The sequence below is a fragment of the Bacteroides oleiciplenus YIT 12058 genome (assembly GCF_000315485.1).
In the GTDB taxonomy this organism is placed as follows: Bacteria; Bacteroidota; Bacteroidia; order Bacteroidales; family Bacteroidaceae; genus Bacteroides; species Bacteroides oleiciplenus.
Map to the genome: position 1 here is coordinate 494600 of NZ_JH992940.1, position 13432 is coordinate 508031.

Sequence of the window (13432 nt, forward strand, 5' to 3'; positions counted from 1 at the left end):
TAAAATTTCTTTATTCGCTCTTGATACTGTTCACCGGATTTTCATTCGCAATTTTCCAAGATTTCCAGATGACGCAAGCGACTATGATAATCAAAATGACTAATGCAATCAGCACATATACAACCCAGGTAAGCGGCACTTGTGTGGCAAACTGGTCCATCCACATCCCATTAATATACCACGAAGCAAGCGTACCAATGATAACGGCAGGTCCGGCTACATAAAGTATGTCTTTAGAGAGCAATTCCAATATGCCCATAGATTCCGCCCCGTTCACCTTGCGAATGGCAATTTCCTTTGAACGACGGCGCACCTCGTCTGTGGTGTAACCTATCAAGCCCATCAGCATGATAAAGAACATAGTCACTGCCGCCAATATGGTGGCATTACTAAACACGCGCACAGCATTATATCCCTCCAGTATCTGTTGCTCCATTCCGTCGAAATCTATTGTTTTGTCCGGATATGCCTCAGATACATCTTTATTCAGGCGACGCAGATTCTCTGCAAAAGGTTCCTTAAGCCGTACGTGAACGGTGTTGCCAAAGGTACGGGTATAACCGAAGATAATGACATCCTGCGGTTGGTAAAAGGAACCTATATGAAAGTCTTTCAGTATACCTACCACTTTATAATTTTCACCTTCCATACGCAACGAGTGATTCAGAGCTTTATCTCCCCAACGCATCCGCTCCACAAAAGCCTCGTTCACTACGATTTCATCCGTAGCACGTGCAGGGCGACCTTCCTTCATGGTCATACCCATCATCTTAAAATAATCTTCAGGCGCATGGCTGGTACGAGTTGAGAAAAGCGATTGTCCACTCTCACCTTGAATCATCGAGCCACTATAACTCCAGATAGGGGTACTGACGGCACAAGATACTTCTTCCACATAAGGTAGTCCACGAAAGAACTGCAACGCTGGTTCACTTTCTTCGCCTTTACCAAAATAAGCTCCCCCCACTGCTACACGGCGTGGGTTGTAGCCCATATCTTTATCTTTCACATAATTGTATTGCGCCATCACCACATACATCAGTCCGCAGATAAAAGCCACGCCTGCAAACTGTACAAAAAGTAACGGACGTTTCCAGCCTTTCTTTCCTTCCGTGTAGCGGCGAAAGACTTGTGACACGGGTATCCGGGCAAATAACCTACCTGGCAACACCCCACCCACTATGAACAGAACCAAAGCTACGGCAAGCGGTACCCAGATACGATCTAGTGCAAAGAGTACACTTAGTTTGGCAGCAGTGGTATCTTCGATGAACTCCTGGAAGTTAAGCAATATCAGCCCCATCAGCATCAGGGCAAGTATGATAATGATACCTGTCTCCAACAGGAACATGGAAAATACTGTGCCTTCGCTTGCACCACTGCACTTATGCACGCCCACTGCTTTAGCGCGGTAAGTAAGCGAAGAAATGGATATCAGCACATAGTTTAGCGCTGCAATAAAAAGAATAGCAAGGGCAAGAATGCTCATGATACTGTCCATACGTTTCACTTGGTCTTCGTTACGATACACATCGCGAATAGGCTTCACAAAGGCAGTGTAGCCATAAGCTTTCTTGTCTTCTTCCGGACGATATTTCTGAATCATGGCATCCAGACGGGCATTCACTACTTCTTTGTCGGCTCCCGGACGGAAGCGGATATATTCGTAATAACTGTCACCTCCGCGCCAAGAATAGTTACCCCAACCACGACTCCAGGCAGTGGGCATGGATACAACTCCCTCTGGACGCATTGTGGCGTTTTCCGGCAAGGCAGCATAGGTGCCCTTCACTGTAAATTGTAGCTCTTTGTTGTAACTTAACACTTTCCCGATGGGGTCCTCATCACCAAAAATTTTCTGTGCTAAACGGTCACTCAGAAAAATGACATCCGGCTGTACCAATTCCTTTTCCGGATTTCCACTCAGCACTTCAATGCCCATAGTACGGAAGAAAAGCGAGTCGGCCAGCAGTTTTCCATCATCGAAACGAACGTTGCCATTATACAGCGGTCCGCCAATGAAATAAGCAATACTGGTAGCTGCCTCCACTTCCTTTGGGAAGTTCTCAAGAATGGCACCCGCTACCGGGCCACAATTCTGTTTTTGAGGTTCCAGTTGTTTTCCGTCAGCAGAGAATATAGAAAATATCTGATACAGATTATCATAATCTTTATAGCAAGTATCGTAACTTTGCTCGAAAGCTACACGGGCAAACAGCAAAATACTCATTGTCAGTCCCAACCCGAGGGAAACGACTTTGATGATGTTTGAGCCACGTCCGCGCAGCAGAGTTTGTATTACGTAGTAGATTTGTTTCATCACATTTTTTATTAATTCGTTGCAACACTTGCCACAATACTACCATCGAAAAGATGCACAGTGCGGTGAGCAAAACTTGCATCGTGTTGTGAGTGCGTCACCATGATAATAGTGGTTCCTTCCCGGTTCAGCTCTGTCAGCAAGTTCATCACTTCCGCGCCATTCTTGGAGTCCAGGTTACCGGTCGGTTCATCGGCAAGTATCAGCTTCGGATTGGTAACCACCGCACGGGCAATGGCCACACGCTGTTGCTGGCCACCGGAAAGTTGTTGCGGGAAGTGCTTGGCGCGATGACTGATATTCATACGTTTTAGAATATCTTCCACCATTCGGCGACGTTCGGAAGCTTTGATGCCGAGATAAGTTAAAGGTAACTCCACATTCTCGTACACATTCAGTTCATCTATCAAGTTAAAGCTCTGGAATACAAACCCCAACTTACCTTTGCGAACACGTGTGCGCTCTTTTTCTTTCAAATCGCCAACTTCCTGTCCTAAAAGCTTATATGAACCTTCTGTCGGATTATCCAACAATCCCAGAATATTCAACAAGGTAGATTTGCCACAACCTGATGGCCCCATAATGGCTACAAACTCTCCCTCTTTCACTTCGAGGTTCACGTGGTTCAATGCTACTGTTTCCACTTCCGTTGTACGGAACACTTTGCTGATGTCATTAATTTCAATCATAATGTTTTTTGTTATATTATTTACTATTTCTTTATACTGTTCACAGTTTTACTATATCCTGTTTATATTAGGACAGAAAGCGTGCCAAAGCACAAAGTCTGTTTATTATCAATAAATTAGCTTTTCAAACGTCCACCATTGCTGTCTAATAATTAGACACCTCCGTCCAAAAATTAGACAGCCGGTAAAGAGAAACCTCATACGAAAGGAACAGAAAAAAAGAAGATAAGACAGGTATTTATCAAAAAGAAAACTCTATATTTGCCCGCAGTTTTCAAAAAGGTACTAATAACGTTAATATTGTAACACATGAGACTATCTAAACTCCTATTCATCCCGCTTATAGGGCTATGCATGAGCGGTTGTGATATGATAGATTATCATCCTTATGATGTGCGCATCAGTGGTCAGACGGATATAAATAATTATAACATTCAAAGGATAGAGGCAAGTTGCAAGGATAAAACCACTATCCGTTTTGCCACCCTAAGTGACTCACAACGTTGGTATGATGAAACCGTAGATTTCGTTAACCACCTCAATAAACGAAACGATATTGATTTCGTTATCCACGATGGAGACTTTAGCGACTTCGGAGTCACGGATGAATTCCTGTGGCAACGGGACATATTGAACAAGCTGAAAGTTCCCTATGTCGGCCTGATTGGCAATCATGACTGCATCGGTACGGGGGAAGACACTTTTCGTGCCATTTTTGGTGACCCCAACTTTGCCTTTATTGCCGGACGCATCAAGTTTGTCTGCCTGAATACCAATGCCATTGAGTATGATTACTCACGCCCTATTCCGGACTTTGATTTTATCTCCAGTCAACTTGAAGATCGTCGTGAAGAGTATGACCGCACTATATTCTCTATGCACATTCGTCCCTTCTGCTATGAATTCAACAACAATGTAGCCCAGGTTTTCCAGTATAGTATTACACAATTTCCCGGATTACTATTCTGCACGGCAGGTCATGAACATCGTTTATTTGAAGAAGATCTATTTCAGGATGGCGTGATGTATTACATGAACGACTGTATGAAAAACCGCACCTACTATATATTCACTGTAACACCTGACGGATATGAGCGTGAAGTGGTCTATTACTAAAATACTGATGTGTTCCCTCCTTGCTTGCTCATCAGTGAGCTATGCACAAGAAACCAAAACAATTGAAGCACACCAGGTATTCAGAGATACCGTTATCATTACGAAATATGATACTGTGTGGATGGAAAAAGAGAGGGTGAAAATAGATAGTGCCGATGTTAGCAATAAACGTTACAGTCGTTACGACAAACGCATTCATCGCTATCGGAAGCACTGGGAAAGTCTGATTCCCACACATACGAAACTACAATTTGCCGGTAATATGGGATTGTTATCTTTAGGCACCGGATGGGATTACGGAAAACGTAACCAATGGGAAACAGATATATTTCTTGGTTTCTTGCCTAAATATAATTCTAAACGTAACAAGATCACCATGACCTTGAAGCAAAATTATATGCCTTGGAGCATTGACCTTGGAAAAGATTTCTCGGTAGAACCACTTGCCTGTGGAGTATATTTCAACACCGTATTCGGTAGTGAATTTTGGACACATGAACCCGACCGTTATCCCAAAGGATATTATGGCTTTTCATCCAGGGTACGTATCCATGTCTTCCTCGGACAGCGACTGACGTATGACATTCCGCCACATTGGCGATTGGGTGCCAGAGCAGTTACCTTTTTCTATGAAATAAGTACCTGCGACTTGTATGTGGTAAGTGCGTTTGTTAACAAATATCTGAAACCAAAAGATTACCTCAGTCTATCATTCGGTCTGAAAACACAGTTATTTTAACCATGTTATATATACAAAATCATGTCTGCATCACGCAGATATGACCTCAAGAGAATTTATAGAGTTTAATACATGTTATACGAACTCTTCGACCATATACATGTCGCTGACAAAATCGTCGACAATGTCGCTAAGGTTCTCGCAGGCTTCGTCGGAAGTTTCACCGTAAGCGCTACACATGATATTACTTTTCAGATAGGCGTAATATCCGCCATCGTCAGTTGCCTCAATAGCATAATCGTTTCTATTTAGTTTCATATCAATCTCCTTTCTTTTTTTATTACGTTGCAAAGATGGGAATTCGGTGTTACGGAGGCATGTAAACAGTATGACAAAATTGTAAAATCATGATTATGTAAAAAGGGCTGCATCTTCTTATTACGAAGTGCAGCCCTTTCCCTTTTATTTTATTTCTCTTTCTTAATATGAACGAGCAAACAAAGCGCGGCAAGCCGACGGTTTACCGGTTACAATACAAACACCCGGTTCTTTATCATCATCCAGGAATGTTTCGAAGGGGATACAACGAATGGTCGCTTTTGTATCCTCCTTGATTTTCTCTTCTGTTTCAGTCGTTCCATCCCAGTGAGCCAGGATAAAGCCACCTTCCTCAATCTTCTCCTTGAACTCATCGTAGCTATCCACTTTCGTAATATGAGCATTGCGGTAGTCAAGCGCTTTCTGGTAGATGTTAGTCTGAATCTCTTCCAACAGGTCTTTTACATATTCTTCGATGCCATCGCAAGAACGGGTTTCTTTCTCCAGCGTGTCGCGGCGCATCACTTCCATTGTATTGTTTTCCAGATCGCGGCCGCCCATTACCAGACGAACAGGCACACCTTTCAGTTCATAATCAGCAAACTTGAAGCCCGGACGTTTGTTGTCAGCATTATCATACTTAACTGAGATACCCATAGATTTCAGTTTAGCAACGATACCTGCAACCTTCTCGTCAATCTTCTGCAGCATCTCTGCATTCTTATAAATAGGAACAATAACAACCTGTATCGGAGCCAAATGTGGTGGCAATACCAATCCGTTATCATCAGAATGAGTCATGATGAGCGCACCCATCAAGCGGGTAGATACCCCCCATGAAGTAGCCCAAACATATTCCATCTTATTTTCCTTATTCACAAACTGTACATCAAATGCTTTGGCGAAGTTCTGTCCAAGGAAATGGGACGTACCGCTTTGCAAAGCTTTTCCATCCTGCATCATAGCCTCGATAGTATAAGTATCCAGTGCACCGGCAAAACGTTCGTTAGCTGATTTCACACCTTTCACTACAGGAACAGCCATATATTTTTCGGCAAATTCAGCATATACATTCAGCATACGTACAGCTTCTTCTTCTGCTTCTTCGCGGGTAGCATGCGCAGTATGTCCCTCCTGCCAAAGGAACTCGGCCGTACGCAGGAAAAGGCGGGTACGCATTTCCCAACGCATCACATTAGCCCACTGATTGCACAGGATAGGCAGGTCGCGATAAGAATTAATCCAGTTCTTATATGTGTTCCAAATGATGGTTTCGGAAGTAGGACGGATAATCAGCTCTTCTTCCAATTTAGCTTCCGGATCCACAATCACACCACTACCATCAGGAGCATTCTTCAGGCGATGATGTGTAACAACTGCACACTCCTTTGCAAAACCTTCCACATGTTCCGCTTCACGGCTGAGGAAAGACTTCGGAATCAACAGAGGGAAATAAGCGTTCACGTGTCCTGTCTCCTTGAACATATCGTCAAGCTGACGTTGTATCTTCTCCCAGATAGCATATCCGTAAGGCTTAATCACCATACAACCACGCACAGCCGACTGTTCTGCCAAATCGGCCTTTATCACTAATTCATTATACCACTGCGAATAATTCTCGCTGCGTTTGGTCAGGTCTTTTAATTCTACTGCCATTTTATATCGTTTTTTTAAGTTTTTCGGGTATATCCATTAAACAGTCGGCAAAAGTACAAAATTTTGTGCGAAAAGTGTGTTTGATAAACACACTATTTAAAAAAAGCTGCAACTACATGATGACATGTGGCACGAACTCCGACATATTGTCTGTTATCTCCATACGGTTTTCACGAATACCTATACCGGCAGGCTCCCCTCCTATTACCCATGAACCGATGACCGGATAACGTCCACCATAAGGTGTTGGGGATACATACTCCTGATAGACATAGCCACCAGTATTATAGTCCCCCTCTGTTTCAGCAATATATACCCGTTCTTCCCAATTCCGTATTTCTTGCACACTTACATTGTGACCTTCACGTGAGAATATCGGCTTCTTGCAGAAGAGTCCAGATTGCGGACGTGACATATAGCAAGGAAGTACATAAGGAGAAGTAGGAAACAAGTCGGATAACACACAAAGAATAGCCTTGTTCGACATAAGAAGTTTCCAAATAGGTTCCAACCACTTTACGTCGGCCAAACAGCCATCGGGACTTTCATCCGCCATCCATTCCCAAGGATAGAGTTTAAAACAACGTTTCACCGGTTCACCTGCCGGATCAAAAAAACGCCCATCTTGCAGATTGAGGGCATCCATATCCAACACACGGGTAGAGAACCCGGCTTCCATTGCCGTACTCGCCAAATATTGCAAAGTACCGGTATCTTCATTATTCTCCAATGCTCCAGCGAAATGGATATCTCCTCCTTCCGGAAAAATATCCTTCCACGATTGTACCAGTCCTTCATGAATGCCATTATACTGATCGCAATTAGGAAATACATCTTCTTTCCACTGCCATTGGATGATAGCAGCTTCCAGTAGCGAAGTAGGCGTATCAGCATTGAACTCCAGAATTTTGGGAGTTCCGTCTTTAGCCAGCATAAAATCGAAGCGCCCGTATAAGCTCAGTTCGTCCGCATCCCATGATTCACGAATGCGCTCGCATACTTCTTCCGGGATATTCAGAATGTGCTCCATAAACCCTGATCTATATTCAAGGATATGTTGAACCGCCTCACAATACATGCGATAAGCTTCCCTAGTAGCTTCTTCCAGACTGTTTATCTCATCTACAGTGAAGCAATAGTACGCCTCCTCACGCCAATAATCGCCATGAAAATCAAATCCCAACGCCTCTATTTTCTCTTTGTAATCAATGCGCGGAATAACAGGTATTCTTTTCATCTATGCAACTTGTTAACTATGAACACCGGATGAACGGCGTGTCTTTCCAAATACGCTTCCGCTTGATTTTGATTTCGGAGACTTTACACTTACTTTAGAAGGAGACTTTACACGTGCTCCGTTCACATCGGTCCAAGTACCTGATTGTGGATAATAATAATGTGTAGTGGCGAGTCCGTTAGATATCGAAGGCATCAGTGCCCAGCGCATCAGCATAGCATTGTATATCCAGCTATTTCCTTGATTGTCACGGTACTCTTCCTTATCTTTGGGATTGTCGGGTAACTCTGTTTTTTGTGTACATCCGGCAAGTGACATCAGGCAAATCGCTGCAGCAAGAAATTGTCGTTTATTCATGATCTTATATCCTCTTGTTTTTGCAGTGGCAAAAGTATATAAAAAGAGAGAATTAATGCAGATATTCACAATATAATTTCAGAACAATAAATGCTATCGGGTGTTTATTTAGACAGTATTTACTATATTCTACATCGAGACATTTTATCCTTCTGAGCGAATACTTCCTTATTTATATTTAAAAAGTTGTATTTTTTAGTCGGCTACTTTGTTTTATGAATAGAATTTTATATATTCGTATCACATGATACAACTTTTAAAGATGCATTATAGAAAATCTCAGTCATTTACAATATTAAAAGCAAGAGATATGAACAGGAAAATCAACTTTTTAGTTTTAGTAACTGTCATGGTGGCATTCTTTTCTTCTTGTTCCAACAATGATGTATACGATCCCACCAAAGCGGCAGACTCGAAAAAGGCGCAGTATGAAGCGGCTTTTATCAAGAAGTACGGAGCTATTTCGCCTGACCAGGACTGGGGGTTCGGTGAAAATCCTACTACACGCGTGGCCAACCCTAACAGTAATCAATGGAAAGACTTTACTGAGGTACCAAAGGATATTACAGCAGCAGAAAAGGAAAAGGTAACTGAGTGGTTTAAAACACATAAAAACCCTACATCTATCGCCATTAATTGGTCAGACTTTTTTGTGCAGCATGTAAGTAGTTCACATGCTAATATGGACTATTTGGTTGCAGTGTTGCCAAATGGTGATAATGACCACATCAACAACTTCAATTCCAGTAATGGAGTAATCATGTTAATACAAAAAAGCGGAACATCTAAGTTTGGATATAATAACACCTTAGATGGCAAAATACACTATAACTACACCATCCAGTATATTGATGGGGCTTATTATGTCGGATTTGACTTTGAAGCAACCGGACAAAACCCTAATCAACAAGAAGCCGCTGATAGCTACTATAGCGACTGGATAGTTAAAATCACTCCTGCAAAATATACAAATGCCCGACGAATTATGGCAGAGGATCTTGGGGAAGTCGGAGACTTCGACTTTAACGATGTTGTATTTGATGCCGCAATAGTAGAAGGTGGTGATGCTGTAATCACTTTACTGGCTGCCGGCGGAACTTTACCTTTGTACATTGGAGGAGAGAGTGCAGAAAATGAAGTTCACAATCGTTTGGGTGTTAGCACAGGGACAATGGTGAATACAGCAGTCGGAAAACATCAGAATATACCTCCTGTAATGTTCAGGCTTACAGGATATGCCAACAAGACCATAATCGACATTCCAATTACCGTAAATGGAATAACACTGAAAGCAGAAACAGGAAAAGCTCCTGGAAAGCTTAGTGTTCCTACTACAGTGGAATGGGCCAATGAAACTCAAGCTATCGACAATAGATATCCCCAATTTAAGGATTATGTGAATAATCCTGAGATTGATTGGTGGGAAGAATAAAAAAGAGGATACATAGAAGATACAGTTAGGTGATTAAAAGGGGAAGGGATGATGCAACAAAATGTATCATCCCTTTTATTTTGCCTAACTCTGTCGCATTAGTGGCTGGTAAGTTTTATTATCCTAAGCATCATCATAGATGAATAGCTTGCATTCACCACATATTTATTTTCCTATTCATATATTTATTCTTCTCTTCTTTGAATTTGATCTATCTTTTCATAAGTTTATCAGTTAATATTTAACTTTTAAACACTTAATAGTTAACAACTTCAATACATTATTTAAACCATGTTATAAGATTGCCCATTTGATCTCCTAAATTTGCAGAAGTCCTACAAATCCGTATCTTTGTACTGTGTTTTTCATAGTATTAGATTTAAGGTTAACAAAAAGATTGGCTGTCTGAGATAGATAGCCTTTTTTTGTGATATCACTTCTTTTTCTGGTTCAGCTTAATGGACCGGAGAAGCCCATCTTAATTATTTATCTATAAACTTAATCAAACATTTATATAAGATGAAAACTATATCAAGAACTACCATAACACTCGCACTATTGGCAAGCATTGTCCCTGTTTATGCCGTTATGAGTATCGTATTAGACCCTAATGGTGATGGAAATCTATTAATAACACTTGGCACTTTAATACCTATACTGGGTGGTCTTTTGATGGGCATCGTGAAGCTCATAAAAAAATCGCCAAAAGTCGCCACTATCTATTCTACAATAAGCCTGTTTGTCTCAGCTATTGTTTATATCGTTATATTGACTTAACGATGAGCTACTGATTTCTTTTTGATTAAGCTTTATTAAGTCTTTGGAATAACTATAAGTTACAGAGCCTTTAAAGCCATATAATGTATCTCTATAGTCTTCATGCTCAAGTTCATAATATTCAATTTTCTTCTTTCCTATTTAATCGAATCATATTTGACCCAAAATGATGTGGTTTATTGTCCGCAAATGTACTTTTGTAGTTGAACAGCAAGTTATAGTATAAAAAAATGAGGCAGTTACGATATCGTAACTGCCTCATTTTCAATCGAGCGGCAAGCGAGGTTCGAACTCGTGACCCTCAGCTTGGGAAGCTGATGCTCTACCAACTGAGCTACTGCCGCATTGCTTTCTTAGAAAGACGGTGCAAAGGTAAAAAGAAGTTTTTTATATTCAAAAATAAAAATGTAATTTTACAGCCACAAAAGTGAAAAATCCATGAAACGAATTATACTCATCACCGGAGGTGCCCGTTCGGGTAAAAGTACTTATGCAGAAAAAATGGCATTAAGTCTTTCCTCTACCCCCGTTTATCTGGCTACTGCACGCATCTGGGACGAAGAATTTCGTCAACGTGTCATCCGCCATCAACAAAGACGTGGACAGGAATGGACAAATATTGAGGAAGAAAAGCAATTAAGCCGTCACCAATTGTCTGGACGAACCATATTAATAGACTGTGTAACTTTGTGGTGTACCAACTTCTTCTTCGATGTAAATGCTGATACAGATAGTGCTTTGACTGCCGCCAAAGAAGAATTCGACCATTTCACAAAGCAAGATGCGACCTTTATATTTGTTACTAATGAAATAGGCATGGGAGCGACTTCAGATAATGAAATCCAACGAAAATTTACCGATATGCAGGGCTGGATGAATCAATACATCGCAGCACAAGCAGATGAAGTTTGGTTGATGGTATCGGGAATTCCGGTGAAGGTGAAATAAAAGAGTAGTAAGGTGATAGAGTGATGAAGGTAGTAAAGTGATAAAACGATAAAGAAATAATCATATGAAAACATTTAGAATTGTGCGACCGGACGAGAGTATCCGCCCGGCATTGATAGACAAAATCAATAACCTGACCAAACCGAAAGGCTCATTGGGTACTCTTGAAGAACTGGCTCTACAAATGGGATGGATACAACAAACGTTGTCTCCTACTCTGCAACATCCGCAAAACATCATTTTTGCCGCCGACCATGGTATCGTGGAAGAAGGTGTCAGCCTTTCACCCAAAGAAATTACCTGGCAACAAATCAGTAACTTTCTGCATGGCGGTGCAGGAGTGAATTTCCTTTGTCGCCAGCATGGGTTTACACTAAAAATAGTAGACGCAGGAGTAGATTACGATTTGCCTTATGAGAAAGGTATTATCAATATGAAAGTACGTAAAAGTACCCGTAACTATTTGCATGAAGCTGCCATGACGGAAGAAGAAATGGAACTCTGTCTGGAACGTGGTGCAGAGGTTGTACGCCGTTGCCACGAAGAAGGCAGCAATGTACTCAGTTTCGGAGAAATGGGTATTGGGAATACTTCTTCCTCTTCCATGTGGATGACTTGTTTTACAGGAATTCCTTTGGAACAGTGTGTAGGTGCAGGCAGCGGACTGGATAATGCGGGCATCCGCCACAAATATGAAGTGTTGAAACAATCTTTAGATAACTACAAAGGAGATAATTCTCCCCGCGACATCATTCGTTATTTCGGTGGATTGGAGATGGTGATGGCCGTAGGAGGCATGCTCCAGGCAGCGGAATTAGGAATGATTATTCTGGTAGATGGCTTCATCATGACAAACTGTATCCTGGCCGCCAGTAAGCTATATCCCGAAGTATTGGATTATGCCATCTTCGGACATTGTGGAGACGAAACAGGACATAAACTCTTACTTGATAATATGGGTACAAAGCCCCTTCTGAACTTAGGACTCCGCCTAGGAGAAGGGACCGGTGCTATCTGTGCGTACCCCATTGTGACGTCCGCCATACGGATGATTAACGAAATGGATAACTTCGCACATGCGTCCATAACAAAATATTTTTAGTGATATGAAAATTCTTGCAGCACTCATCTTTTTCACGCGGTTGCCTTTTTGGAGGATAAGGGAAGTTCCAGCGGAATATTTCAAACGAATCGTTCCCTACTGGCCTCTGACCGGATGGCTGACGGGTGGTATTATGGTCGGCGTATTATGGCTGACTGCCCAGGTTCTTCCGATATCTATTACATGGCTTCTTGCAATAGTATCCCGGCTACTCGTCACTGGGTGCCTGCATGAAGATGGGCTGGCGGACTTTTTTGACGGTTTCGGTGGAGGAACCACGCGGGAACGGACACTTGCCATCATGAAAGACTCGCATATAGGTAGCTATGGCGTTATAGGACTGATTGTCTATTTTCTGTTGATGTTCCTACTTTTAGAGAATCTGCCTTTGAAACTGATTTGTGCCCTTGTCATCTGCGGTGATTGTTATTCAAAATTCTGTGCATCACAAATCATCAACAGTTTGCCTTATGCCCGAAAAGAAGAAGATAGTAAGGCAAAAGTGGTTTATGACCGTATGACATGGCAAGAATCCTTGACAGGTTTTGTCTGTGGTCTATTACCTATTGTACTTTTTCTGCCAATGGTTTTCTGGCCGGCAATTTGTTTACCACTCTTCACATTCACCGCATTGTGCAGACTGATGAAACGCCGTTTACAAGGCTATACAGGAGATTGCTGCGGGGCTACGTTTCTGCTTTGCGAACTTTCATTCTACCTTGGTGCTGCGATTCTGACATATACATACAACAGATACGGTAATCCGGATTTAATCAACGCTTATTTTAAATAGTATATACT

The 13432-nt window shown here is 41.9% G+C and carries 13 protein-coding genes and 1 tRNA gene; 7 read left to right on the forward strand and 7 right to left on the reverse strand.

The window, feature by feature from the left end; translation table 11 throughout:
* Positions 1–10: 10 nt before the first annotated feature.
* Positions 11–2320: an ABC transporter permease gene (locus tag HMPREF9447_RS01960; protein WP_009127559.1), complete on the reverse strand. Its 2310-nt coding sequence runs from the start codon at positions 2318–2320 to the stop codon at positions 11–13.
* 11 nt (positions 2321–2331) lie between these two features.
* Positions 2332–3009, reverse strand: a complete 678-nt coding sequence (locus HMPREF9447_RS01965; protein WP_009127561.1) for an ABC transporter ATP-binding protein — start codon at positions 3007–3009, stop codon at positions 2332–2334.
* Between the two features lie 309 nt (positions 3010–3318).
* On the opposite strand from HMPREF9447_RS01965, the gene HMPREF9447_RS01970 reads away from it, so the two are divergent.
* On the forward strand, positions 3319–4125 hold the full coding sequence (locus HMPREF9447_RS01970; RefSeq protein WP_009127562.1) for a metallophosphoesterase family protein: 807 nt from the start codon (positions 3319–3321) through the stop codon (positions 4123–4125).
* The gene (locus HMPREF9447_RS01975) at positions 4100–4864 is read left to right on the forward strand and encodes a hypothetical protein (RefSeq protein ID WP_009127564.1); all 765 of its coding nucleotides are present in this window, start codon (positions 4100–4102) and stop codon (positions 4862–4864) included. The genes HMPREF9447_RS01970 and HMPREF9447_RS01975 overlap by 26 nt, the downstream gene beginning before the upstream one ends.
* A 75-nt stretch (positions 4865–4939) precedes the next feature.
* Here the strand turns inward: HMPREF9447_RS01975 and HMPREF9447_RS01980 are convergent, their stop codons facing one another.
* From HMPREF9447_RS01980 to HMPREF9447_RS01995, 4 genes are all read right to left on the reverse strand, one after another.
* Entirely contained in the window at positions 4940–5122 is a 183-nt protein-coding gene (locus tag HMPREF9447_RS01980) for a hypothetical protein (RefSeq protein WP_009127566.1), read from the reverse strand.
* A 162-nt stretch (positions 5123–5284) separates the two neighbouring features.
* The gene (gene proS, locus HMPREF9447_RS01985; RefSeq protein ID WP_009127568.1) at positions 5285–6778 is read right to left on the reverse strand and encodes a proline--tRNA ligase; all 1494 of its coding nucleotides are present in this window, start codon (positions 6776–6778) and stop codon (positions 5285–5287) included.
* A 112-nt stretch (positions 6779–6890) separates the two neighbouring features.
* On the reverse strand, positions 6891–8015 hold the full coding sequence (locus HMPREF9447_RS01990; RefSeq protein ID WP_009127569.1) for a glutathionylspermidine synthase family protein: 1125 nt from the start codon (positions 8013–8015) through the stop codon (positions 6891–6893).
* Between the two features lie 12 nt (positions 8016–8027).
* Entirely contained in the window at positions 8028–8372 is a 345-nt protein-coding gene (locus tag HMPREF9447_RS01995) for a hypothetical protein (RefSeq protein ID WP_009127571.1), read from the reverse strand.
* A gap of 310 nt (positions 8373–8682) precedes the next feature.
* On the opposite strand from HMPREF9447_RS01995, the gene HMPREF9447_RS02000 reads away from it, so the two are divergent.
* Together HMPREF9447_RS02000 and HMPREF9447_RS02005 are read left to right on the forward strand one after the other, a co-directional pair.
* Complete coding sequence (locus tag HMPREF9447_RS02000) at positions 8683–9804, forward strand: hypothetical protein (RefSeq protein ID WP_009127573.1); 1122 nt, start codon at positions 8683–8685, stop codon at positions 9802–9804.
* Between the two features lie 519 nt (positions 9805–10323).
* Positions 10324–10581 carry a hypothetical protein gene (locus HMPREF9447_RS02005; RefSeq protein ID WP_009127575.1) on the forward strand — a complete coding sequence of 86 codons (258 nt, stop codon included), beginning with the start codon at positions 10324–10326 and terminating at the stop codon, positions 10579–10581.
* Between the two features lie 271 nt (positions 10582–10852).
* On the opposite strand, the gene HMPREF9447_RS02010 is transcribed toward HMPREF9447_RS02005, so the two are convergent.
* A tRNA-Gly gene (locus HMPREF9447_RS02010) sits at positions 10853–10925 on the reverse strand.
* 94 nt (positions 10926–11019) lie between these two features.
* Here HMPREF9447_RS02010 and cobU point away from each other — a divergent pair.
* The 3 genes from cobU to cobS all read left to right on the forward strand — a co-directional run bounded on the left by cobU (position 11020) and on the right by cobS (position 13424).
* Positions 11020–11529 carry a bifunctional adenosylcobinamide kinase/adenosylcobinamide-phosphate guanylyltransferase gene (gene cobU / locus HMPREF9447_RS02015; RefSeq protein WP_009127576.1) on the forward strand — a complete coding sequence of 170 codons (510 nt, stop codon included), beginning with the start codon at positions 11020–11022 and terminating at the stop codon, positions 11527–11529.
* A 64-nt stretch (positions 11530–11593) separates the two neighbouring features.
* A complete protein-coding gene (gene cobT, locus HMPREF9447_RS02020; RefSeq protein ID WP_009127578.1) occupies positions 11594–12631 on the forward strand; it encodes a nicotinate-nucleotide--dimethylbenzimidazole phosphoribosyltransferase in 1038 nt (345 codons plus the stop codon).
* Between the two features lie 4 nt (positions 12632–12635).
* Positions 12636–13424, forward strand: coding sequence for an adenosylcobinamide-GDP ribazoletransferase (gene cobS / locus HMPREF9447_RS02025; RefSeq protein WP_009127580.1), 789 nt, complete (start codon positions 12636–12638; stop codon positions 13422–13424).
* The last annotated feature ends 8 nt before the right edge of the window (positions 13425–13432 follow it).